Genomic DNA, 21,773 nt, shown 5'->3' with positions numbered 1-21,773 from the left:
CCGGGCGAAACGCGTTTGTCTCGCCGGGGCCGGGGCATCCAGCGCCGCATGTACACGGTTGCGCAGCTGGTGGGCGGGGTGTGGGGCGCGGGCGGGGCCGGCGGCGAGCTGGTCGTCCACGATCCGGCGGACGGCGAACCGGTCAGCTCCGTGCCGGTGGCCACCGCCGACGAGGTCGGCAAGGCGGCCCAGGCGGCGCGGGAGGCGGCGGCGTCGTGGGCGGCTACCGCGCCGGCGGAGCGGGCGGCGGCGCTGCACCGGGCGGCGGACGCGGTCGCGGCCGTCACCGACGAGCTGGCGGCGGCGGTCACCGCGGAGATGGGCAAGCCGCTCGCGGACGCCCGCGGCGGCGTCGAGGCGGGCATCGGCACCCTGCGACAGTACGCGGAGCTGGCCCCGCTGCGCGGCGGGCGGACGTTGAACGGCGCGGCGGACGCGGTGGATTTCATGACGCCCCAGCCGCGGGGCGTGGTCGCCGCGATCACCCCCTGGAACGACCCGGTGGCGGTCTCCTGCGGACTGCTCGGCGCGGCAGTGGTCACCGGCAACGTGGTGCTCTACAAACCCAGCGAGCGGACGCCGGCCACCGGCTGGCTGCTGGCGCGGGCCCTGGACGAGGCGCTGCCCGCCGGGGTGCTGTCGCTGCTCACCGGTGGTCCGGAGGTCGGCGCGGCACTGGCCGCACAGGACGTGGACGTGGTCGCGCACGTCGGTTCCACAGCCACCGGGCGTCAGATCGCCGCCGCCGCGGCCCGCACGGGCGCGAAGGTGCTGCTGGAGAACGGCGGCAGCGACCCGTTGGTCGTCGACGCGGGTGTCGACCCCGAATGGGCTGCGGAGCAGGCCGCGCTCGGAGCGTTCGCGAACGCCGGGCAGATCTGCGTCGCGGTGGAACGGATCTACGTGCACCGGGAGGTGGCCGACGACTTCGTGGCGGCGCTGGTGCGGCGGGCCGGCGCGCTGCGGGTCGGGCCGGGTCGGGACCCGGACACCGAGCTGGGCCCGCTCGTCGACCGGCGGCACCGCGACCACGTGCACGGGCAGGTGAGCGCGGCGCTGGCGGCCGGCGCGCGGGCGCGTACCGGCGGGGAGGTGCCGGACGGGCCCGGGGCGTACTACCCGGCGACGGTCGTGACCGACTGCCGGCACGACATGGTGCTGGTGCGGGAGGAGACGTTCGGGCCGGTCGCCCCGGTGGTGGTGGTCGACTCCTTCGACGAGGCGCTGACCTGCGCCGCGGACTCGGAGTACGGGTTGGCCGCGACGGTGCTGACCGCGTCGATGAGCAATGCGCAGCGGGCCTGGCGGGAGCTGCCGGTGGGCACCGTGAAGATCAATTCGGTGTTCGGCGGGGCGCCCGGCGGTGCCGCGCATCCCCGCCGGGCCAGCGGGCAGGGCTTCGGGTACGGCCCGGAGCTGCTGGACGAGTTCAGCGCCACGAAGGCGGTGCACATCGAGGCGCCCGGCGGCGGGCACTGGTGAACGGTACGGGCGGACGCAGGGGTGGCGCGTCCGCCCGTACCGTGCTGTGTGTGGGTCAGTCGCCGCGAGCCTTGCGGGTGGCCCGGTCGTTGGCCTTCTCGATGGCCGTGACCAGCTCCGGCTTGGTCATGCTCGACCGGCCGGGTACGTCCAGCTTGCGGGCCACCGACATGAGGTGGTCCTTGCTGGCGTTGGCGTCCACCCCACCGGCGGTGGGTGCGCGCCGCTCCGGGCCGCCGCCGGCGGCCTGGCGGTCGCTCGGGCCCTTGCGGCCCTTCGGCTCCCAGTGGTCGCCCACCTTCTCGAACTGGTGCTTCACCGCGGCGAAGGCGGTGCGGTGCGACCGCTCGCCCTCGCCGTAGGTCTCCACCGCCGAGTCGTGTGTCTTCTCCCAGGTGCGCTGCGCCTTGTCCGGGGAGCGTCGCAGCGTGCTGGGCATGTCCTCGCGCCCGGGCATCTCGTCCTCCTGGATCCTCGACAGGGTCATCGATGACCGTTCCCCGCGGGCGGCACGGCAAACACGGCGATGTCGGCACGGGTTTGTCGATTTCCCACTCCGGGTATCGGCCCGCCAGGCCCGACCGGACGACCGGTCATCCGGTGGCCGGGGCGCAGGGAGCGGGCATGACGACCACGGAGCCCGGTACGACGCGCGACGGCGCGGACGACACAGGTGTTCCGCGCCGGGTGCGGCAGCTGAGCTGGCGGACGTGGCGTGGAGTGCTGGTGCGCAGCGTGCGGAACTTCGTCAACGACAACTGCTCGGACTGGGCCGCCGCGCTGACCTACTACGGGGTGCTGGCGCTCTTTCCGTCCGCCATCGTGGTGGTGGCTCTGGTCGGTCTGGTCTCGACCGGCGAGCGGACCGTCGACACGGTCGTCGACCTCGCCAAGCAGGTGGGCGCCGGCGCGGTGCTGACCGACGACGAGAACGGCGTGATCGGGGTGATCCGGGCCGTGGTGCTCCAGCAGAGCAACCCCAAGCTGCTGCTGAGCTTCGGTCTGCTCGGCGCGCTGTGGTCCGCGTCGGGCTTCATCGGGGCGTTCACCCGGGCCTCCAACGCGATCTACGGGGTGACCGAGGGCCGGCCGGTCTGGAAGCTGCGGCCGTTGCAGATCGGCCTGGCCGCGATCACCCTGGTGCTGCTCGCGGTGGTCGCCCTCGGGTTGATCGTCAGCGGGCCGGTCACCGACGCGGTCGGCGACCTGATCAACGCCGGTGGCCTCGCCCGCACGCTGTGGAGCGTGGCGAAGTGGCCGGTGCTTGCCATGATCATGATGGCGTTGCTGTCGCTGCTGTTCTGGATCGCCCCGAACGTCCGCCAGCCCCGGTTCCGCTGGCTCACCCCCGGCGGCGCGGTGGCCCTGGTCTCCTGGGCGGCGGTCTCCTTCGGCTTCGGCTTCTACGTGGCGACCTTCGCCTCGTACAAGTCGACCTACGGCAGCCTGGGCGCGGCCATCGCGTTCCTGGTCTGGCTCTACCTGTCCAACTCCGCCCTCATGCTCGGGGTGCAGATCAACGCCGAGGTGCAGCGCGGCCGGCAGTTGCAGGCGGGCGAGAAGGACCCGGAGGATCCCGTGCTGCCACCACGAAAGGCCGCCGACTCCTAAGGTCTGTTGTCCGCCCGGATGTCCGGCCCGGGAGCCGGTTCGTGACGCGGTGCCGGTTTACCGGGCGGGGTGCCGGGTAGCGCAGAAGGCATGGAGCGTGGCAACAGCAAGCACGGACCGAGGATCGACGACCAGATGAGCCAGGAGGTCAGCGGCCTCGTGCAGGGGCCGGGGACCGGTGGCTCCCGGGTCGAGGAATCCCGGGTGCCGGAACCGGCCGGCGAGGACCAGCCGGAAACCACCACGGCCCCGGCGGGCGACCTGCGCACCGGCACGCCGCAGGGGATGAGTTCCACCGACGTCGAGCAGCGCAGCCGGCTCGGCCGGTTCATCTCCATGAGCGCGCTGCCCGGCGACCGACTGGTGCTCATCGCCAGCGCCCGGGAGAACGAGGCGCCCGACGACATCGTGGCGGCGCTGGAGCGGCTGCCCGAGGGCACCGAATACCAGACGGTCTCCGAGGTGTGGGCCGCGCTCGGCCACAAGAACGAGACAACGCGCTGGTGAGCAGGATCGTCCCCCGATCCGGCCATCACCAGCGACCAGAGGAGGGTTCCTGATGAGTGGCGTTACCGAACACGTCGAGGTTTCCGTACCCGTTCGCACCGCGTACGACCAGTGGACGCAGTTCGAGGAGTTCCCCCAGTTCATGGAGGGCGTGCAGGAGGTGCGGCAGCTCTCCGAGACGATGACCCACTGGACCGTCGACATCGCCGGCGTGAAGCGCGAGTTCGACGCCGAGATCACCGAGCAGCTGCCCGACGAGCGGGTCGCCTGGCGCTCCACCGGCGGCACCCAGCAGGCCGGCGTGGTGACCTTCCACCGCCTGGACGAGAGCAAGACCCGGGTCACCCTCCAGCTCGAGTTCGAGCCGCACGGGGTGGTCGAGCAGGCCGGCGACAAGCTCGGCATCGTCGACCGTCGGGCCAAGGGCGATCTGGAGCGCTTCAAGACGTTCATCGAGCGGCGCGGTCAGGAGACCGGCGCCTGGCGTGGCTCGGTGGACCGCCCCCAGCCGTGATCCCGCGTACCGACCGAGGATGGCCGCCGGAGTTCCCGGCGGCCATCGCCGTCTCTCGGGCCGGCCGGTACCCGTTTGCGATCATCGCGCCCGGGTACGGCTGAGGTCATGACGGACGACAGGGTGTGGCGCGACGAGGAACGGCTTCCGCTGGAGGAGTTGGAGCGCGCCGTGGCGGGCTCCAGCATCGACGGGCAGGCCGACGACGTGACCGGCAACGACGCCGGTGAGGAGGCCGCCTTCGGGCACGGGCCCGCGGCGGCCGACCGGGGCGGACAGGCCGAGGGCGCGGGGCGGGAGCCGACCGACCCGGAGCGCGCCTACCGCCCGTCGACGACCGGCCGGACCGGACCGGACAACGGATAGTCCGCGTCATCGGGCCGAGCGGTCCGGGACCGGGACGGCGTCCCGGACGCGACCGACCCGGCCACTGAAGGCCCGGACGCGTCAAGACCGGGCCCGGACGCGTCGGAGCCGGGCCCGGCCTGCTCCGGTCCACTTCCGGCGGCGGGCCGGCGGGTGCCCAGCTCGTGGAGCACGATCAGCGCCAGCGCGAGCCCCAGCAGGGCCGAGCCGAGCACCTGCACGGACACGGTGCTGATCAGCACGCCGAGGCCCGTCGGGACGAGCGCCGCGCCCAGACCGGCGGCACCGATCTGCAACCCGATGGCCCGGTCCGCGTGCGCAGCGCCGACCCGGTCGGCGGTGGTGAGGGTGAGCAGCGGAAACACCGGCGCGGCGGCGAACCCGAGTACGACCAGGCCGAGCACTGCCAGCGCTGCCGACCCGGGCACCGCGATCAGTCCCGCACCGACGGCCATGCCGGCGAGGCTGGCCCGCAACACCAACCGGGGCCCGAGCCGTTCGGCCACCACGCCCTGCACCACCCGACCGACGAAGAGACTGCCCCAGTACGCGGAGACGCAGCCGCCCGCCACGGCGGCGCTCAGGCCGCGCCCCTGGGTGAGCAGCAGGAACGCCCAGAGTCCGGCGGACACCTCGATGGCCACGTACAGCGCGAACGCCAGCGTTCCCGACCAGACCGCCGGCAGCCGCAGTGTGGTCAGGATCGGCACCCGGACCGCCGGCGCGGCGTCGGTGGTCCCCACGCCCGGCTCGGGAGCGCGGCGCCGCCACGCGCGGACGGTGAGCGCGAACGCGGTGGCGAGGACGAGTTGGGCGCCGGCCACGATGCCGTACCCCCACCGCCAGGCCAGCCCGGCGCTGAGCGCCGCCGTCATGATCAGTGGACCGATCGCCACCCCGAGGCCGAAGAAGGCGTGCATCCAGTTCATGTGTCGCGGGCCGAAGGCCCCGGCGGCGTACGCGTTGAGCCCGGAGTCGATCGCACCGGAGCCCAGCCCGAGCACCAGCGCGCAACCCACGAGCACGGCCAGCCCGGGGCTCACGGCGTAGCCGGTGAGCGCCAGGCTGGCCAGCAGGGTGCTGCCGGCGAGCAGCGCGCCCACCCCGAGGCGGGCCAGCGTGAACCCGGCCAGCACGCTGGAGGTGAGATAACCGACCGTGCCGGCGGTGAGCAGCAGTCCGACCGCCTCGGTGGGTACGCCGAAGTCCGCGCGGATCGACGGCCAGCCCACGCCGAGCAGGCCGTCGGGCAGGCCGAGGCTGACGAACGCGAGATAGGCCAGCAGGAGCAGCGTGGCGCGGGGCGGCGCGGGCGAGGTGGACACGGGACACCATCCTGCCGCAGCGCACCTTACCGGCGGCGGGAGCCGCCCGTCCGTCGCGACAAGAACTCGTGTCCGGACGGTCGAGAAAGCGGACAGCTCAGTCAGAATCGACCGATCGGAGGACGGCAAACGGGTCAGTTCGCGTAAGAATTTCGGGATGCATCAAGGCTCCGGAATCCTCTCCACGCGTCAGCGCCGCCTCGCCTGGCTCGGCTTCCTGCTCGCCGCGCTGCAGGCGCCCGTGTCGGCCTGGCTCGTCTCGGACGAGTCCTGGCTGTTCAGCCTCTGCGTCGCGCTCATGGTGGCGACCGTGATCATCGCCGACGACGCCGCTCGCCGTCGGCCGGCCAACGCGACCGACTAGCCCTCGCCGGCCGGCCGGGCCTCGTGTCCCGGTCGACCCCGGGTGCGGCGGCGTTCCTTCATCTCCGCCTCGTACAGATGACGCCGCCCGCCCACCAACTCGTCACGGGCCTGCCGGTCCAGCTCGCGGAACAGCGCGTGGTAGCCGTCGTCGAAGTCCTCGACGATCTGGAACGTCCACCGGCCGGCGATCACGTTGCGGCCGAGCAGTTCAGCGTCGATCCGTTCGGCGATGTGGGGATGTCCGGCGGCGCGGAACTGCTCCACCGCGTCGTCGAGCATCAGGTCGGCGTGCCCGATCAGCTGGTGCAGCGAGTACAGGTGGCCACGGGCCCGTTCCACGCACTCCAGCGCCTCGCTGAGCTTGCCCAGCGCCGCAACCGTCTCGTCGCTCACCCCTGCCGGCCGCCGGTGCCGCTCGTCCGGCCCGTCCGTCGGGTTCCCCATTGGTGCCTCCACGCTGTCCGCCACCTGACCCGGCGCCGCCCGCGCTCTGTGCCGCGCTGCGCCGTCCCTCTCCTGCTGCCCCGTCTGTGCCGGATCGACCCCCGCGGCCAGCACCGACTCGTCCGGTGGCACAGCCGACACCCGCCGAGCGGCCGAGGCCGACCCGGTGACCGGTCGGTTAGCCTCGGTCACCATGCGTGTGTCGTTCAACCGGGTCGCCTCCCGGACCGCCGTCGATTCGGCGCGGTCCTCCCTGGCCGCCCTCACCGTCTCCGTGGGCACCGCCGGTCTCGCCGCCGCCGCCGCGCGTCCCGGACTGCTGGCGCTTGTCGACCAGCACGCCGCCGCCGTGCGGGACAGCCTGGACGGCGACCGGCGGCCGTTGACCGCCGCGACGCTCGCCGGCTACGCCGAGGGGGTACGCGAGGCCGCCCTGGAGCACGGGTGGACGCCGCCGCGGGGTCCGGTGGACTGGAGCGAGCCGGAGTGGCCGCTCACCCGGCTCGTCGCCGTCTGCGCGCTGGCCCGTTCGCTCGACCGTTCCTGACCGGCCCGGTCACCCGTACGACACCGGGACGCGGGAAGGGCGCCCGCGTGACGCGGACGCCCTCCCCCTCACGATCGCCCCGCTACGGGCGGTACTGCTGGGTCTCGTCGGCCGCACCGGACTGGTACGTGCCGCGCCCACCGGACATCGTCGACTGCTCGTCGACCCGGGGCATGGCCTGGGTCCGGTCGCCGCCACGGTCGGCCATCTGCCGCTCCATGTCGCCGCGCCCGGCCGTGTTGGCCCGCCGGTGCTCCTGCACCGCCCGGGCTTCCTGGGCGGCCCGGTCGAGCCAGCCGTCCCAGCGGTTCTGCATCGGCTTCACCAGACCACCGCCGACGCCGACGATCAGGATGCCGGCGACAGTGGCGAGCACCGCGATCAGCACCGGAGTGGTGACCGTGGTGGCGATACCCACCTGGTTCAGCGCGGCGATCACGCCGAGCGCGATGATGAAGATCGCCGTCAGGTCGGCCAGAACCTTGCCGTACGAGAGCCCGCCCAGCGCCCCGGTGACCAGATCACGGGCGGCGTTGGCGATCGCGGCCGCGATCACGACGATGACGATCGCGATGAACGCGCGCGGCAGCCAGGCCACCACACCGCTGATCAGGTCACTGATCGCGTTGGGCCCCCAGACTCCGAAGGCGAACTGCAGGGTGAACAGCAGGACGGCGTAGTACGCCAACCTGGCCAGGATGTCGCTGGCGTCGTACTTCGTTCTCTCCAGTGCCCGTTTGATGCCTCCGCGTTCGACGGCCTCGTCGAAGCGCACCCGTTCCAGCACCGCATCCACGATCTTGAGGACCGCTCTGGCGATGAGCCAGCCGACCACGAGGATGACGATGAAGGCCACTGCCTTCGGGATGAAGAGCAGCACCGACCTCCAGGTGTCGGCGATGGCATCGCCGATGTCGGCCTGCCGAACCGCGAGGGTTTTCAGCATGATGTCCCTCCTGTCGCATGGACTGCGCCGGGCGCATACCCGGCCACCGGTGCGGCAGTCCGCGCGGCTCGCTGCCATTTTTCCGACAAGTCGCCAGACAGGGGCCCTGACCTGCCCTAACAGTCACTCCGCCAGGGTCAGCCGCGACCCGCGCACATGATCGGATGCGGCTGACCGACGGCCGGCTAGGCTGCGAACATGCCAGGAACGGTCGGGCGAGTCCCCACGCCAGCAATTCCGGTCCCCGGCGCATCCACCGGGCCCGGTGCGGCCGCCGTGCTCGCCCATGACTGGTCCGCCACCGCCCTCGGCCCGCGCGAGAGCTGGGATCCGGCGGTCCGGGCCGTGGTCGAGCTGGTCCTCGCCTCGCCGATGCCGATGGCACTGGCGTACGGCGACGACCTCGTCCTGCTCTACAACGACGGCTACGCCGAGTTGTTGGGGAGCAAACACCCCGCCGCCCTCGGTCGACCGGCCGCCGAGGTGTACGCGGAGGTCTGGACGCTGCCCGGCTTCGGTGACGTGATCGAGCGCGCCTACCGGCAGGGTGTGCCCTTTCTGGAGAAGGAGTCCACGCTCCCCCTGATCCGGGACACCTCCGGGGTGGTCGAGCAGGTGGTCTTCACCAGAGGTCACTCGGCCGTACGCGACAGCGCCGGGCAGATCGTGGGAACCCTGACGGTGGCCGCCGAAACCACCCACGTGACCGAGCAGTTGCAGAGTCTCAGCGAGGTCGCCGCCGCGCTCGCCGGCACCCTCACCCTCGACGACGTGGCCCGGGTCGCGCTGCGCCACACCATCACCACGTTCGACGCCGACCGGGTCGCCTTCGTGGTGGACGAGGGTGGCGGTGGCTGGCGGATGGTGCGCCGGGTCCGCGGTGAGCTGATGGACGAGGCCGACGAGCGTCTGCCGCCGCTGTGGCGGCGGACGCCTGCGGACTGGCTGGGCCCGGTCGCAACCGCGGCCCGCTCGGGCGAGTCGTCGTTCACGCACGACGGGCAGCCGCTGCGTGACACCGCGGTGGACCGCCACGATCAGAAGATCCGCTCGATGGCCGTGCTGCCGCTGGGCACGTCGGTGATCCGGGGTGGGTTGACGGTCGGCTACCAGGTGCCGCATTCGTGGTCGGCGGCCGAGAGGGCGCTGCTGGCGGCCTCGGCGGAGCTGATCGGGCAGGCGGCGGAGCGGGCCCGGCGGTTCGAGACCCAGCACGGCACCGCCCAGTTGCTGCAGCGCAGCATGCTGCCGGAGCACCTTCCCGACCTGCCCCGGCTGCGGATCGCGGCCCGCTACGACCCGGGGGTGGACGGCAACGCGGCCGGCGGTGATTTCTACGACGCGTTCCTGCTGCCCACCGGCGCGCTCGGTGTGGTGCTGGGCGACGTCGCCGGGCACGACGTGCAGGCCGCGGCGCGGATGGGTCAGGTGCGGGCGGCGTTGCGGGCGTTAGCCCTGGCCGATCCCGCGCCGGACGCGGTGCTGGCCGGGCTGGACCGGCTGGTGACCAGCCTCGGTGTGGAGGCCGGCACCCATGAGCTGTTCGTGACTGTGGCGTTCGGGGTCATCGACGCCGAGCGCCGGGAGCTGACCCTGGCCAGCGCCGGTCATCCCGCTCCGCTGATCCGCCGCTGCGACCCGGACGGCCGGTCGCACGCCGAGTACGTGGACCTGCCGGCCGGTCCCCCGCTGGGGTTGGGTGGGCGCCCGGGCACCGTCACCGTCGCGTTCCCTCCCGGCGACACCCTGCTGTTGTTCAGCGACGGCGTGGTGGAGCGCCGCCGGCAGAGCCTCACGGCCGGGCTGGACACCCTCGGCGACGCCGTGGCCAAGGCCGGCACCAGTGACCCTCGCGCCCTCTGCGCGGTGGCCACCGCCGCCGTGTCCGGCGGCACGGAGGACGACGTGGCCGTGCTGGCGGTCGAGCACGCGCTCAAGCCGAGCCGGTCGGCGGCGATGGAGGTGCCGGCCGAGCCGACCGCGCCCAGCCGGGTCCGGCACTGGATGACCGGCCAGCTCACCGAGTGGCAGGTGCCCGAGTCGGTGATCGGCGCGGCGGTGCTGTGCACCAGCGAACTGACCACCAACGCGCTGCTGCACGCCGGCACGGCCGCCCGCGTGGAGATCGACCTCAGTCCGGAGCGGCTGTTGGTCTCGGTCGCCGATTCCGGCACCCGCGGCACCGTGACCCGGGCCCGCACCGACACGTTGAGCAGTCGCGGTCGCGGGTTGGGCCTGATCGAGGAGCTGAGTGACGCCTGGGGCACCGACCCGTCGGTGCGCGGGTCCACTGTCTGGTTCGAGATCCTCGTCCCGCCGGCCGAGCCGCGCTGAGTCCGGCCGGCGTCGGCGCTCCCGGACGAATCAGCCGACCGCCGAACGGGTAGGAGTGCGCCCATGGCCACCGAACAACCCCACGGGGTGCTCTTCGACATCGACGGGACGCTCGTCGACACCACTTACCTGCACACCGTGAGCTGGTGGGAGGCGCTGCGCCAGGCCGACCACCCGGTCCCGATGGCGACCGTGCACCGCTCGATCGGCATGGGCTCGGACAAGCTGCTGGACCACCTGCTCGGCCCCGAACGCGACCGCGACGACGACCCCAAGCTGCGCGAGGCGCACAACACCCTGTATACCGAGTACTGGGAGCGGCTGACGCCGCTGCCCGGTGCGGCGGACCTGCTGCGGGCGTGCGCCGAGCGGGGGCTGCGGGTGGTGCTCGCCACCTCCGCCGCGGAGCACGAGGTGGGTGCGCTGCGTCGGGCCCTGAACGCCGACGACGTGGTGGACACCGTCACCTCCTCGGCGGACGCGCAGGAGAGCAAGCCGGCACCGGACATTCTCGAGGCGGCGCTGGAGCAGTCCGGGCTGACCGCCGAGCGCGTCGTCTTCGTCGGCGACTCGGTCTGGGACGTCGCCGCGGCCGGCAAGCTCAACATTCCCTGCGTCGGGTTGACCTGCGGCGGCACCAGCCGTGGGGAACTCGCCGGCGCCGGCGCGGTGGCGGTGTACGACGACCCGGCCGCGCTGTTGGCCGAGCTGGCGGATTCCCCGCTCACCCGGCCGAGGTGAGACTCACTCCGGTTCACCGCTGCGCACGCGCATAGCCGCACATCGTGCGGGGCATGGTCTGTGGCCACCTGCCCGCACCGCGCGGGTGCGGCGAAAGGGTGGTGTCCGTGGAACCGGTAGATGTCGCGTTCGCGCTGGTGGGCCTGGGCGCGCTGCTCGCGGGCATCCTGCCCCGGGTGTTGGAGCACCGTCCACTGTCCATGCCGATCGCGTTCCTCGCCCTCGGCATGCTGGTCTTCCTTTTGCCGGTCGGGCTGCCGACACCGGATCCACTGGCCCACCCCGAGCTGACCACCCACCTGACCGAGATCGGGGTGATCGTCGCCCTGATGGGCGCCGGGTTGAAGATCGACCGGCCGTTGAGCTGGTCCCGGTGGTCCTCCACGTGGCGTCTGCTGGTCATCGCGATGCCGTTGTGCATCGCGGCGGTGGCGCTGCTCGGGTGGTGGTGGGCCGGCCTGGTGCCGGCGGCGGCGCTGCTGCTGGGCGCCGCGCTGGCGCCTACCGATCCGGTGCTCGCCGCCGACGTGCAGGTCGGCGAGCCGACCGATGTGGAGGACTCCGAGGACGAGGTCCGTTTCGCTCTGACCTCGGAGGCGGGCCTCAACGACGGGCTGGCGTTCCCGTTCGTCTACGCGGCCATCGCGATCGCCTCGACCAGCCTCGCCCCGCGGGAGTGGATGGCCGAGTGGTTCACCGTCGACGTGCTCTGGAAGGTGGGCGTCGGCGTGGGCGGCGGCCTGCTCATCGGCTGGCTGCTCGGCAAGCTGTTCTTCCGGGCCCCCAGCGAGCTGCGGCTGGCCCGGCACGCGGAGGGGTTCCTGGCGCTGGCCGCCACCTTCCTGGCGTACGGGCTGGTGGAGGTTGCCGGCGGGTACGGCTTCCTGGCGGTGTTCGTGGCCGCGCGGGCCATCCGGGCCGCCGAGCGGACCCACGAGTTCCACTCGGTGCTGCACGACTTCGCCGAGCAGGTCGAGCGGTTGCTCACCCTGGTGTTGCTGCTGCTGCTCGGCGGCGCGATCGTGGGCGGTCTGCTCGCCCCGCTGACCTGGCCGGCGGCGGCCGTGGGGCTGGCGCTGGTCTTCCTGATCCGGCCGGCTGTCGGCTGGTTGTCGCTGCGCGGCGCACCGGGCCGGCCAGCGGAGCACTGGGTGATCTCGCTGTTCGGCATCCGCGGGGTGGGCTCGTTCTACTACCTGGCGTACGCCACCACGAAGGCGGACTTTCCGCAGGCGGAGCTGTTGTGGGCGACGGTCGGGCTGGTGGTGCTCGTCTCGGTGGTGGTGCACGGCGTCGCGGCGACCCCGGTCATGCAGTTGCTGGACCGCGAGGGCGAGCGGACGAAGGACCCGTCCGAACGCGAGGCCCAGCCGGTCGCCGCCGCCGGGCACGGCTGAGCGCCGGGCAGCGGCGCTCAGCCGAGGCGGTCGGCCAGCGCGCGGCCGAGGTCGCGGCCGGAGCGCCAGGCGCTCTGCACGCGGGGCTTGCCGAACGCGTCGCCGGCCAGGCCGATCCCGTCGGCGTCCAGGTGGTGGGTGTTCCCGGTGCCGTCGCCGGCGGGCTTGGCGTACGTCCAGCGGTGCACGTGCACGTCGGTGGCCTCTGCGGCCAGCCCCAGCACGTCCCGGACGGCCTGTTCGATAGCCGGTCCGGCGCCGGAGGGTTGGGCCAGGTGGCCGGCGGCGAACTCCGGCACGGTGTGCGCCACCAGCACCGGCGCGTCGTCACCGCGCCGGTCCCCGTCGTCGCAGATGAGCGAGAGCACCGGGTGGTCGTTGACGAACGCGCCGTGAAAGTGCGGCCAGCGTCGGGACGGGAAACGCAGCACCGCGGCCAGGGTCGGCGACCAGGTCTGCGCCTGCACGACCCGGGTGGCGTCGGCCAGGGCGGGATCGAGCAGCAGGGCGGCCTGCGGTCCGGGCATGGCCAGGGCGACCGCCGCGTACGGCTCGCCGTCGACGGTCGGACCGGGCTCCACGGCCAGCACCAGCCGGTCGACGGTCACCGGCACCGCGCCGGCCAGGTGTTCGACGAGCGACCGCAGCCCGCGTGGCGCGGCGTAGCGCAGCGGACCGGGCGCGTCGTGGCGGCCGTTCGTGTCGTACGACCAGAAGGTGTCGGTCCACTCCCGGACCAGACCGGCGGCACGCCACTCGTCGACCACGGCGGCGAAGTCCGGGTCGCTGACGGTGAAGTACGCGGCGCCGATGTCGGCGGGGCGGCCGTCGAAGCGTTTGCTGGCCATCCGGCCGCCGCGGACGTGTCCCCGTTCCCGGACCTGCACCGGCACCCCGGCCCGGGTCAGCTCCACCGCGCAGGCCACTCCGGCGATGCCCGCCCCGACCACCACCACGCCCGAGGAGTTCACGCTCATCCGGTGATCCTAGGCGCCGACTGTCGCGGTGGACGGGCATGAACCGGCGGTGATCGGGGTACTGGCACACCTGTTCGAAGAAAGGGTGATGATGATGACGGACCGCAGCAACGACCAGGCCGACCCGCGCGGCGCGATCAAGGACCCGGACGAGTGGGTCACCGGCGACGAGCCACCCACGGCGGCCCAGGAGTCGTACCTGGCCACGCTGGCCCGGGAGGCGGACGCGACGCTGCCGGACGACCTGACCAAGGCCGAGGCGTCCAAGCGGATCGACGAGCTGCAGGCCGAGACGGGTCGCGGCCAGTAGCTCGACACTCAGGGTCGGGGCAGGGTGTGCAGCCGGACCCGCGTCAGGCGGGCTCCGGTTGTCTCGGCCTCCAGGTAGGTGGCGTGCGGCTGGGATCGGCGGTCGGTGGGCGACCCGGGGTTGAGCAGGCGCAACCCGTTGGGCGCCACGGTGTCCCAGGGGATGTGCGAGTGCCCGAAGACCAGCAGGTCGACGTCGGGAAAGCGGGCCGCGCACCGCTGTTCCCGGCCGGTGCGGGGGCCTGTCTCGTGCACCACGGCGACCCGTAGCCCGTCGAGGTCGACGCGGGCCACCTCCGGCAGCCGGGCGCGCAGCGCGGGGCCGTCGTTGTTGCCGTACACGCCGACGAGTCGCCGCGCCCGGGCGGTCATGGCGTCCAGCAGCGACTCGTCGACCCAGTCGCCGGCGTGCAGCACCACGTCCGCCGCCTCGATCGCCGTCCACAGCGGCCCCGGGAGGTCCCGGGCCCGCTTGGGGAGATGCGTGTCCGCCGTGAGCACCAGCCTCATGCCGGCATCATCCCCGGTGCGGGCGCCGTCCACCCGGGGACGCTCACGGGGGCGGTCAGCTCCCGGCCGTTCAGCGCGACGTGGGTGTGAAGTACCCGGCCGGCATGCCACGCCGGCGCAGCGCCGGGTTCTGCTCGACGTCACTGAGCACACCTGCGGCGTTGATCAGGCCGATGTGCGAGAACGCCTGGGGAAAGTTGCCCAACTGTTCCCCGGTCGACGGGTCGATCTGCTCGGCGAACAGTCCCAGGTCGTTGAGCCGCCCGGCCAGCGCGTCGAACAACTCGTGCGCCCGGTCCCGCTCACCGGCCAGCGCCAGGCAGCACACCAGCCAGAACGAGCAGATGAGGAACCCCGCCGGGTCGCCGTTCCAGCGCCGCAGCAGGCCGTCGTGCGACAACTGCTCCTCCACCGCGCGGATCGTCGAGCGCATCCGCTCATCGTCGGCCGGGAGGAAACCCACCAGCGGCATCACCAGCACCGACGCGTCCAGGTCGTCGGATTCGAAACTCCCGGTGTACGCCCCGAGCCGGTCGTTCCACCCCCGGTGCAGCACCTCCGCGCGCACCTCGTCGCGGGCGGCCGCCCAGCGGGCCACGTCCGGCGGCTCACCGAGCCGTGCGCCGAAGCGGACCGCCCGGTCCAGGGCCGACCAGCACTGCACCTTCGAGGACACGTGGTGGCGTTCGATTCCGCGCTCCTCCCACATCCCCGCGTCCGGCAGCTTCCAGTCCCGCTCCGCCTTGTCGGCGAGCGACCGGAGCAGGTGGTAGACGTCGGGTTCCAACGGCTCCAGCCGGTCGCGCATCAGCCAGGCCGCGTCCAACGCCTCACCGAAGATGTCGGTCTGCCGCTGCCGCCACGCGTCGTTGCCGATCATCACCGGCGGGCTGTCCCGGTAGCCGGCGAGCTGGTCGAGGCGGTGCTCGGTGAGGTCCCGCTCCCCCAGCACCCCGTACATGATGGGCACCGGCTCCTCGTCGATCCGGCCCATGGCGCGGCCCAACCAGGCGAACTGCCGCTGCACCTCGTCGTAACACGCCGTCCGCCACAGCGCCCGCAGTGTCAGGCTGAAGTCGCGCACCCACACGTAGCGGTAGTCGTAGTTCCGGTCCCCGCCGAGCTTCTCCGGCAGCGACGTGGTCACCGACGCCACCACTGCGCCGCTGGGCCGGTACGTCATGCCCTGCACCACCAACGCGCTGCGCCGCACGTGCTCGGCGTAGATCCCGTTGTACTCGTGCTGCCGGACCCAGGAGCGCCATCCTTCGGCCGTGTCGGCGATGGTCCGGTCGGCCGCGGGCACCTGCGGCTGCGGCGCGTCGTAGGTCGGGGCGTACCCGAGGGTGAAGTTGTGGATCGTGCCGGGGCGGACGGTGAACGTCCCGGAGGCCTCACCGTCCCCGCAGGTCAGCCGCAGATCGGTGACCAGGACGAGCCGGCTCGCCCCGCCGACGGCCTCCAGGGCGCCGTCGCGCTCGACGAGGAACGGCGTGGTCCGGCCGTACTCGAATCGGGGTCGGTAGTGCACCCGCATCGGCACCTCGCCGGAGAGGCCCCGCACACTGCGGACCAGCACCTGCGGCGAGCGCAGACCGATGTCGTGCTCGCGCGCCCCGGGCTCCAGGGCGAGCGCGTCGCTCAGCTCCACCTCGCCCTGCGCGGTACGAAAGACGGTCCGCAGCACGAGGGTGCCGTCGAGGTAGCAGCGTTCGACGGTGAAGTCGGCCTCCGGACGGATCGACCAGTGTCCGGCGTGCTCGCCGATCAGCCGCGCGAACACCGACGGCGCGTCGAACCGGCCCGGGCACCACCAGTTCACCGAGCCCGAGCGGTCCACCAACGCGGCCGTGCGGCCGTCGGCGAGGAACCCGTGGTCGCTGATCTGTCCGCTCTGCACCCGCCTGCCTACCCGGACCGTTCCCGCACATGCCTCACCGGCGACACGGGCCCCACTCCGGCGGCGGGTGTTACCGCCCGGCGCTGGCGGGAACGCGGTCGGCTGACGAGGGAGGATGCTCATGACCTCAGCTTCGGGGCCGGCCGCCGCGTGGCGGCCCGGCGCACACAGTGGTGACGTGCTTCCGTCCGGCCCGGCAGGCCGCCTGTCGGCACCGGCCGGGGACGGGCACGGGCCGCAGGGCGGCCCGCCCACCGTGACGATCGGTTCGTATCCGGACTATCCGTCCGCCCAGAAGGTGGTCGACTACCTGGCCGACAACCGCTTCCCGGTGGAGCACAGCGCCATCGTCGGCACGAACCTCACGCTGGTGGAGACGGTGCTCGGGCGGATGACCACCGGTCGCGCGGCGCTGCTCGGCGCCGGCACCGGCGCCTGGTTCGGACTCTTCATCGGCCTGCTGTTCGGCATCTTCACCGTCGGCAACTGGCTGGCGGTGATCCTGGTCGGCCTGGTCATCGGCGCGATCTGGGGCGCCGTGTTCGGCGCCGTGGCGCACGCGATGACCGGCGGGCAGCGCGACTTCACCTCGGCCAGCTCACTGCGCGCCGGCCAGTACGCGGTGACCGTCGACGCACAGCTCGCCGATCAGGCCCGGCAACTGCTGGGCCGGATGCAGGTGCCCGGCTCGACGCCGGCGAACACCCGCTGACGCATCGGCACGACCGGCCGTTCCCGGCAGTTCGCCGGGGCGGCCGGTCAGTCGTGGTACGCCAGCTCGCCGGCCCGCAGTGGCACGTCGACGCGGTTCTCCGGCGGGGCGAGCGGGCAGGCCCAGCGGTCGTCGTACGCGCAGCTGGGGTTGTAGAGGTAGTTGGCGTCCAGCCGGACCCGGTCGCCGGGCAGCAGCTCGACGCCCCGGCCGAAGGTGCCCTTCACCGTGTCGGTGAGGTACCGCCCTCCGCCGTAGGTCTCCTGGCCGCAGGTGCCGTCGCGCAGCGGCACGAAGAGCCCACCCCCGTACGCCTCGATCCACCACAGCGTGAGCGGCCCCCACGGCGTCACGGCAACCGCCACCCGCCGGTACGCGACGACCCCGTCCGGGCCGCCGGTGTCCACCCGCAGCTCGCCGCTGGCCGGCCGAAGGGGCGCTTCCACCACGGCCTCCGGGTTCGGTGCGAAGTAGCGCACACCGGTGAAGCCCTGCCGCTCGGCAGGCGGGATCGGGCTCTGCGGGTGGGTGGCGAAGAGCTCGTCGCGGCCGGCGCGGAAGCCGGCGAGGTCGACGTCGGACAGGTACAGCCGGGCCACCCGCTCCCGCCAGTCGGCCAGTTCCAGATCGGTCAGCATGCGGCGGACTCCTGATCGAGGGACAACTCGCCGGACCGCAGGGGCCTGCCGCACGCCTGGCAGCGGACCTCGGCGACGAACACCTCACCGCACACGTCGTGGATGAAGTCGACCTTGGGCACCTCGGCGTCGCTGTAGGTGTCGCCCCAGCGCTTGAGCACGAGGATGACCTGCCCGAGGTCCTTGCCCTTCTGGGTGAGCTCGTACCCCGCGACCTTGCCGTCCTCGGTCGATCGCGCCTGCAGGATGCCGGTTTCGGCGAGCTTTCGCAGCCGGGCGGCGAGCACGTCCCGGGGTGCGCCGACCGCCCGGAGGATCTCCGTGTACCGGGAGGCCCCGAAGGCGAGCGCCCGCACGATGTGCAGCGACCACCTGTCGTTGACCGCGTCGAGCGCCACAGCGAGCGTGTCCCGAGCCGGTTTGGAATTCAAACCGGTGGTGCTACGGTTCGTCTGGTTGGACATTCAAACCACACTACCCGAGGAAGCACCCATGACGTCGCCACCCGAACCACGTACCGAGCGGGAAACGCCAGTCGTCACCCACCGCCGAGCCTGGCTCTCCCTCGTGCTCACCGGGCTGATCATCGGTACGGCCTTCATCGCCGTCTACGTCGGGCTGCAACGCGGTCCCGAGCCGCGCCACCTGCCGATCGCGGTGGTCGGCGAGCAGCTGGCCACCACCGCGCACGCCGGGTTCGGCGACGCCGTCGCCGTCACCCCGGTGAGCACCGTCGAGGACGGAACGGCCCTGGTCCGCGACGGCGACGCCGTCGCGGTGCTCGGCGCGACCGCCCCCGGCAGGCTGACGCTCGACTACGCCGGCGCGAGCGGATTCAGTGAGAGCGGCGCGGCCCGGCAACTCGTCGCGGGTCTCGCCCGGCAGGCCGGCGCGACAGTCCAGGAGAACGACATCGTGCCGCTGGCGAGCTACGACAGCCGGGGGCTGTCCGCCTTCTACGTGGTGTTCGGGGTCACCCTGTCGTCGTTCGTCCTCGCGCAGGGGCTCACCGCGGCCACCGCGAAGGTGCGCCTGCGTCACCGGCTCTACGCCATGGGCGGATTCGCCGTAGCGATCGGCGTGATCGCGGCGACGGTCGCGGGCCCGGTCTACGGGTCGCTGACGGCGCCGTTCCCGCTGCTCGCCCTGTCGCTCATCCTGTTGTCGGCCGCCAGCGCCTTCACGACCAAGGCTCTCGGGGCCTGGCTCGGCCCGATCGGGATCGCGCTTGCGGTGCTCACCCTGACCACCATCGGCAACGCGACGAGCGGAGCGACGATCGGGATCGACCTGCTGCCGGGATGGGCGCAGTCAATCTCGGCGAAGCTCCCCCCGGGCGCGGCAGTGCGGGCGGTCAACAACTTCGGTTACTTCAACGGCTCGCACACGCTGGTGCCCCTGGCCGTCCTCGCCACCTGGTTCCTGGCCGGCCTGGGCTTCGTCCTGCTCCGACAGCGGACCGCGCAGCGACGCCCGCTGGCGTCCCGTGCGGACGCGCCCGCGACACCCTGATCCGGCTGAAGACGATCGGGTGGGCGGACGACGTGCGCCCACCCGATCGTCATCCCCGCGGCCAGTTGCTCAGGACGGCGTCGAGGGCGTCGAGGGCGCGAGCCCAGGACTCGTCCGTCGAGCGCGGGGTGTGGCGGAACCCGCCGGTCCGCTCCAGGCTCACGAAGCCGTGGAACGTGCTGTGCATCATCCGGACGGCGTCGGTCTGGTCCGGCTCGGAGAGCCGGTAGCCGCGCAGGATCGCCCGGGTCATCTCGGCGTGCCGGACGCCCGCGCTCGCGGCGGCCGTCTCGGGGTCGAGGTCGATCTGCATCGCGGCGTAGCGACCCGGGTGCCGCGTCGCGTAGTCCCGGTACGCGTTGGCGAAGGCGACCAGCGCGTCCTTGCCGGCCCGGCCGGCGAGCGCGTCGGCGACCCGGTCGGCCAGCTCGGCGAGCGCCAGCAGCGCGATCCTGACCCGCAGGTCGTGTGCGCTCCTGATGTGGAAGTACAGGCTCGCGTCCTTCACGCCGAAGTGCCGCGCGAGCGCGGCCACTGTCACGTTCTCGACGCCCACCTCGTCGGCCAGGTCGGCCGCCGCCAGGGCCAGCCGCTCGGCGGTCACTCCGGCACGTGCCACGCACCACACCCCAAAACTAGTCTCGTTAATCGCTTGCCTAGGAGAGCTAGGCTACTACCTATGTTAGCCCTCACCGAATCCGCCATCCGCGCCTCCTTCGTCAACTGCACTCAGGGCGAGGCGAAGCGGCTGGCCATACCGAACGATCTTGAAATGCGCCCCTGGGACGACCTGGACTTCCTCGGCTGGCGGGACGTCGCCGCGCCGCAGCGGGCCTACCTGATCGCCGAGGCCGACGAGGGCCTCGTCGGGGTCGCGCTGCGGGTGGCGCCCCAGCAGGCCGGGCGGGTCCGGCGCAGCATGTGTTCCTTCTGCCTGACCACCCACACCGGCGACGGCGTGTCGTTGATGACGGCCCGCAAGGCCGGCCGGGACGGCCGGCAGGGCAACTCCGTGGGCGCGTACGTCTGCTCCGACCTGGCCTGCTCGCTCTACCTGCGCGGCAAGAAGAGGGACGCCGGGCGGCGGATCGAAGAGACCATCACCCTGGCCGAGAAGATCGACCGCACCACCGGTCACCTCACGGCGTTCCTGCGCCGGGTCACCGAGTGACGGCCGGCCGGCCCGCCTGCCTGCCTGCCTGAGCCGGTTGGCTCGGCCGGCCTGCCTGAGCGGGTTGGCTCGGCCGGCCGGTCCCGAGCCGGGGCCGCCCGGGTGGGTGCGCTCCTGTCGAGCTGCCCCATATCTGGGCCGGCCGTCGAAGACGCCGCCGCACAGCCCCGCCCGGAGATGCCCGCCCCATGTCTGGGGCAGCTCGACAGGCAGCGAGGTGAAGGTGCCAACCCCCTGACCCCGGCCGCCGCCCGACCTGGGCCGCTTTCCGACGGGCGTCGGCCGGCTAGCGGTCGGTGGCCAGGCGGGCGTGCAGGTGCTCGTCGTAGCGGCGGCCGTCGCCGTACTGGTACGACTCGCGCAGCGTCCCCTCGGCGAGATAGCCGGCCCGCTCGGCGACCCGGCAGGACGCCGCGTTGGCCACCGCGTGGCACAGCTCGACCCGGTGCAGCCGAAGGTCGTCGAACGCCCACTCGGTGAGCCGGACGACGGCTCGCGTCGCCACCTGACGCCCGCGCGCCGCCGGCATCGTCCAGTAGCCGACGGAGGCGTCGCCGTGGTGGATGTGGTGCAGCGACACCGAGCCGAGCAGCTGGCCGTCGGCGGCGTCGGTCACCGCCATGGAGGCGTGGTCGCCGCCGGACCAGTCGGCCCGGCGACGCACCCAGAGCAGGGCGGCGTGGTCGTCGACCGGGCCGCCGCCCTGCGGGTTCCACTGGGCAATGTCGGGGTCGCGCAGGGCGTCGCGCACCGCCGGGGCGTCCGTCTCCCGCCACGGGCGCAGCAACAGGTCGGCGGCGGTGAGTTCCACGTGTTCCACGATGCCGGAGTCTGGCACAGAACGCCCCGGCACCGCCGCCCGATTGACCCGCGCTTTCTTCAAAACTGCACCAAGGGCGCCACCAACCGGACAGACGTGACGCAGGCAACGCTCAACTCCACTAGTTAAATTTTGAACTAGTGCTACCGTAGTGGACGTGACAGAGAGCCTGGACAGCACCCGAGCGGCCGCCTGGCGTGCCTACATCGAGGCCAGCCAGCGCCTGTTCACCCAGTTGGAAGACGACCTGCGCACCGACAGCGACCTCACCTTCGCCGACTACCACGTGCTGGTCCTGCTCTCCGAGGCACCGGGGCAACGACTGCGGATGGGCGAGCTGGCCGGCCGGCTGGTCTTCTCCCCCAGCCGACTGACGTACCAGATCTCCTCCATGCAGCGGCGCGGCCTGGTCAGCAAGGAGGCCTGCCCGGACGACCGGCGCGGCAGCGAAGCCGTCCTCACCGCCGCCGGGCTGCTCACCCTGTCCGAAGCCGCACCCCACCACCTGGCGTCGGTGCGCACCCACCTGATGGATGACCTCGACGACGCCGAGGTCGCCTGCCTCACCCGGGTCTTCGACCGGCTCGGCCGCCGCCTGCGGGCGACCCGGACCACGTCGAGCACCCACGCCACACGTTAAGGAG

At 72.7% G+C, this 21,773-nt stretch carries 26 protein-coding genes; 15 read left to right on the top strand and 11 right to left on the bottom strand.

The genetic code is table 11. The features are described from left to right. The first annotated feature begins 48 nt into the window (after positions 1–48). Positions 49–1,482: an aldehyde dehydrogenase family protein gene (locus AB0B97_RS26815; RefSeq protein WP_357497469.1), complete on the top strand. Its 1,434-nt coding sequence runs from the start codon at positions 49–51 to the stop codon at positions 1,480–1,482. A gap of 55 nt (positions 1,483–1,537) precedes the next feature. On the opposite strand, the gene AB0B97_RS26810 is transcribed toward AB0B97_RS26815, so the two are convergent. Beyond that, positions 1,538–1,939, bottom strand: coding sequence for a ChaB family protein (locus AB0B97_RS26810; protein ID WP_234588399.1), 402 nt, complete (start codon positions 1,937–1,939; stop codon positions 1,538–1,540). Positions 1,940–2,106: 167 nt separating this feature from the next. Here AB0B97_RS26810 and AB0B97_RS26805 point away from each other — a divergent pair, with 167 nt between their 5' ends. The 4 genes from AB0B97_RS26805 to AB0B97_RS26790 all read left to right on the top strand — a co-directional run bounded on the left by AB0B97_RS26805 (position 2,107) and on the right by AB0B97_RS26790 (position 4,480). Next, positions 2,107–3,093, top strand: coding sequence for a YihY/virulence factor BrkB family protein (locus tag AB0B97_RS26805; protein ID WP_357497467.1), 987 nt, complete (start codon positions 2,107–2,109; stop codon positions 3,091–3,093). Between the two features lie 90 nt (positions 3,094–3,183). Further along, the gene (locus AB0B97_RS26800) at positions 3,184–3,600 is read left to right on the top strand and encodes a DUF2795 domain-containing protein (RefSeq protein WP_234588369.1); all 417 of its coding nucleotides are present in this window, start codon (positions 3,184–3,186) and stop codon (positions 3,598–3,600) included. Positions 3,601–3,652: 52 nt separating this feature from the next. Further along, positions 3,653–4,114 (top strand): SRPBCC family protein, encoded by a 462-nt coding sequence (locus AB0B97_RS26795; protein ID WP_357119737.1) that lies wholly within the window; start codon positions 3,653–3,655, stop codon positions 4,112–4,114. A gap of 108 nt (positions 4,115–4,222) precedes the next feature. Beyond that, positions 4,223–4,480, top strand: coding sequence for a hypothetical protein (locus AB0B97_RS26790; RefSeq protein ID WP_357497465.1), 258 nt, complete (start codon positions 4,223–4,225; stop codon positions 4,478–4,480). Here AB0B97_RS26790 and AB0B97_RS26785 read toward each other — a convergent pair. Then, positions 4,435–5,805 (bottom strand): MFS transporter, encoded by a 1,371-nt coding sequence (locus tag AB0B97_RS26785; RefSeq protein WP_357497463.1) that lies wholly within the window; start codon positions 5,803–5,805, stop codon positions 4,435–4,437. The genes AB0B97_RS26790 and AB0B97_RS26785 overlap by 46 nt on opposite strands. Positions 5,806–5,962: 157 nt before the next feature. Here AB0B97_RS26785 and AB0B97_RS26780 point away from each other — a divergent pair, with 157 nt between their 5' ends. Further along, positions 5,963–6,169 (top strand): hypothetical protein, encoded by a 207-nt coding sequence (locus AB0B97_RS26780; protein ID WP_234588372.1) that lies wholly within the window; start codon positions 5,963–5,965, stop codon positions 6,167–6,169. On the opposite strand, the gene AB0B97_RS26775 is transcribed toward AB0B97_RS26780, so the two are convergent. Then, on the bottom strand, positions 6,166–6,615 hold the full coding sequence (locus tag AB0B97_RS26775) for a hypothetical protein (protein ID WP_234588373.1): 450 nt from the start codon (positions 6,613–6,615) through the stop codon (positions 6,166–6,168). The genes AB0B97_RS26780 and AB0B97_RS26775 overlap by 4 nt on opposite strands. 193 nt (positions 6,616–6,808) lie before the next feature. Between AB0B97_RS26775 and AB0B97_RS26770 the strand changes: the two genes are divergently transcribed. After that, positions 6,809–7,162: a DUF6401 family natural product biosynthesis protein gene (locus AB0B97_RS26770; protein ID WP_234588374.1), complete on the top strand. Its 354-nt coding sequence runs from the start codon at positions 6,809–6,811 to the stop codon at positions 7,160–7,162. Positions 7,163–7,244: 82 nt separating this feature from the next. On the opposite strand, the gene AB0B97_RS26765 is transcribed toward AB0B97_RS26770, so the two are convergent. Then, a complete protein-coding gene (locus AB0B97_RS26765) occupies positions 7,245–8,108 on the bottom strand; it encodes a hypothetical protein (protein ID WP_357497460.1) in 864 nt (287 codons plus the stop codon). A gap of 198 nt (positions 8,109–8,306) precedes the next feature. Here AB0B97_RS26765 and AB0B97_RS26760 point away from each other — a divergent pair, with 198 nt between their 5' ends. The 3 genes from AB0B97_RS26760 to AB0B97_RS26750 all read left to right on the top strand — a co-directional run bounded on the left by AB0B97_RS26760 (position 8,307) and on the right by AB0B97_RS26750 (position 12,580). Continuing rightward, positions 8,307–10,442, top strand: a complete 2,136-nt coding sequence (locus tag AB0B97_RS26760) for a SpoIIE family protein phosphatase (RefSeq protein WP_357497458.1) — start codon at positions 8,307–8,309, stop codon at positions 10,440–10,442. A 63-nt stretch (positions 10,443–10,505) separates the two neighbouring features. Further along, on the top strand, positions 10,506–11,183 hold the full coding sequence (locus AB0B97_RS26755; protein ID WP_234588377.1) for an HAD family hydrolase: 678 nt from the start codon (positions 10,506–10,508) through the stop codon (positions 11,181–11,183). A gap of 107 nt (positions 11,184–11,290) precedes the next feature. Further along, positions 11,291–12,580, top strand: a complete 1,290-nt coding sequence (locus AB0B97_RS26750) for a cation:proton antiporter (protein ID WP_357497456.1) — start codon at positions 11,291–11,293, stop codon at positions 12,578–12,580. A gap of 17 nt (positions 12,581–12,597) precedes the next feature. Here the strand turns inward: AB0B97_RS26750 and AB0B97_RS26745 are convergent, their stop codons facing one another. Then, a complete protein-coding gene (locus AB0B97_RS26745; RefSeq protein WP_357497803.1) occupies positions 12,598–13,536 on the bottom strand; it encodes an FAD-dependent oxidoreductase in 939 nt (312 codons plus the stop codon). A gap of 112 nt (positions 13,537–13,648) precedes the next feature. Here AB0B97_RS26745 and AB0B97_RS26740 point away from each other — a divergent pair, with 112 nt between their 5' ends. Beyond that, positions 13,649–13,867: a DUF3072 domain-containing protein gene (locus AB0B97_RS26740; protein ID WP_234588402.1), complete on the top strand. Its 219-nt coding sequence runs from the start codon at positions 13,649–13,651 to the stop codon at positions 13,865–13,867. Positions 13,868–13,875: 8 nt separating this feature from the next. On the opposite strand, the gene AB0B97_RS26735 is transcribed toward AB0B97_RS26740, so the two are convergent. Next, positions 13,876–14,376 carry a metallophosphoesterase gene (locus tag AB0B97_RS26735; protein ID WP_357497454.1) on the bottom strand — a complete coding sequence of 167 codons (501 nt, stop codon included), beginning with the start codon at positions 14,374–14,376 and terminating at the stop codon, positions 13,876–13,878. A gap of 70 nt (positions 14,377–14,446) precedes the next feature. Beyond that, positions 14,447–16,276, bottom strand: coding sequence for a glycoside hydrolase family 15 protein (locus AB0B97_RS26730; protein WP_357497452.1), 1,830 nt, complete (start codon positions 16,274–16,276; stop codon positions 14,447–14,449). 121 nt (positions 16,277–16,397) lie between these two features. On the opposite strand from AB0B97_RS26730, the gene AB0B97_RS26725 reads away from it, so the two are divergent. Next, complete coding sequence (locus tag AB0B97_RS26725; protein WP_234588382.1) at positions 16,398–16,988, top strand: general stress protein; 591 nt, start codon at positions 16,398–16,400, stop codon at positions 16,986–16,988. Between the two features lie 47 nt (positions 16,989–17,035). Here the strand turns inward: AB0B97_RS26725 and AB0B97_RS26720 are convergent, their stop codons facing one another. Both AB0B97_RS26720 and AB0B97_RS26715 read right to left on the bottom strand, forming a co-directional pair. Continuing rightward, positions 17,036–17,623 (bottom strand): DUF1684 domain-containing protein, encoded by a 588-nt coding sequence (locus AB0B97_RS26720; protein WP_357497801.1) that lies wholly within the window; start codon positions 17,621–17,623, stop codon positions 17,036–17,038. Next, positions 17,620–18,090, bottom strand: coding sequence for a helix-turn-helix domain-containing protein (locus tag AB0B97_RS26715; protein ID WP_234588383.1), 471 nt, complete (start codon positions 18,088–18,090; stop codon positions 17,620–17,622). The genes AB0B97_RS26720 and AB0B97_RS26715 overlap by 4 nt, the downstream gene beginning before the upstream one ends. Positions 18,091–18,118: 28 nt before the next feature. Here AB0B97_RS26715 and AB0B97_RS26710 point away from each other — a divergent pair, with 28 nt between their 5' ends. Further along, the gene (locus tag AB0B97_RS26710; RefSeq protein WP_357497449.1) at positions 18,119–19,138 is read left to right on the top strand and encodes a hypothetical protein; all 1,020 of its coding nucleotides are present in this window, start codon (positions 18,119–18,121) and stop codon (positions 19,136–19,138) included. A gap of 49 nt (positions 19,139–19,187) precedes the next feature. On the opposite strand, the gene AB0B97_RS26705 is transcribed toward AB0B97_RS26710, so the two are convergent. Beyond that, entirely contained in the window at positions 19,188–19,757 is a 570-nt protein-coding gene (locus AB0B97_RS26705; protein WP_234588385.1) for a TetR-like C-terminal domain-containing protein, read from the bottom strand. Positions 19,758–19,817: 60 nt separating this feature from the next. Here AB0B97_RS26705 and AB0B97_RS26700 point away from each other — a divergent pair, with 60 nt between their 5' ends. After that, entirely contained in the window at positions 19,818–20,309 is a 492-nt protein-coding gene (locus AB0B97_RS26700; RefSeq protein WP_234588386.1) for an FBP domain-containing protein, read from the top strand. Positions 20,310–20,595: 286 nt separating this feature from the next. On the opposite strand, the gene AB0B97_RS26695 is transcribed toward AB0B97_RS26700, so the two are convergent. Beyond that, positions 20,596–21,129 (bottom strand): GNAT family protein, encoded by a 534-nt coding sequence (locus AB0B97_RS26695; protein ID WP_357497446.1) that lies wholly within the window; start codon positions 21,127–21,129, stop codon positions 20,596–20,598. Between the two features lie 157 nt (positions 21,130–21,286). Here AB0B97_RS26695 and AB0B97_RS26690 point away from each other — a divergent pair, with 157 nt between their 5' ends. Beyond that, the gene (locus tag AB0B97_RS26690; protein ID WP_357497444.1) at positions 21,287–21,769 is read left to right on the top strand and encodes a MarR family transcriptional regulator; all 483 of its coding nucleotides are present in this window, start codon (positions 21,287–21,289) and stop codon (positions 21,767–21,769) included. Positions 21,770–21,773 lie beyond the last annotated feature (4 nt).

The organism is Micromonospora sp. NPDC049004 (assembly GCF_040649315.1).
Lineage (GTDB): Bacteria > Actinomycetota > Actinomycetes > Mycobacteriales > Micromonosporaceae > Micromonospora.
The sequence above is the reverse complement of the archived record's forward strand: the minus strand, read 5'-3'. Positions and strand labels throughout refer to the sequence as shown.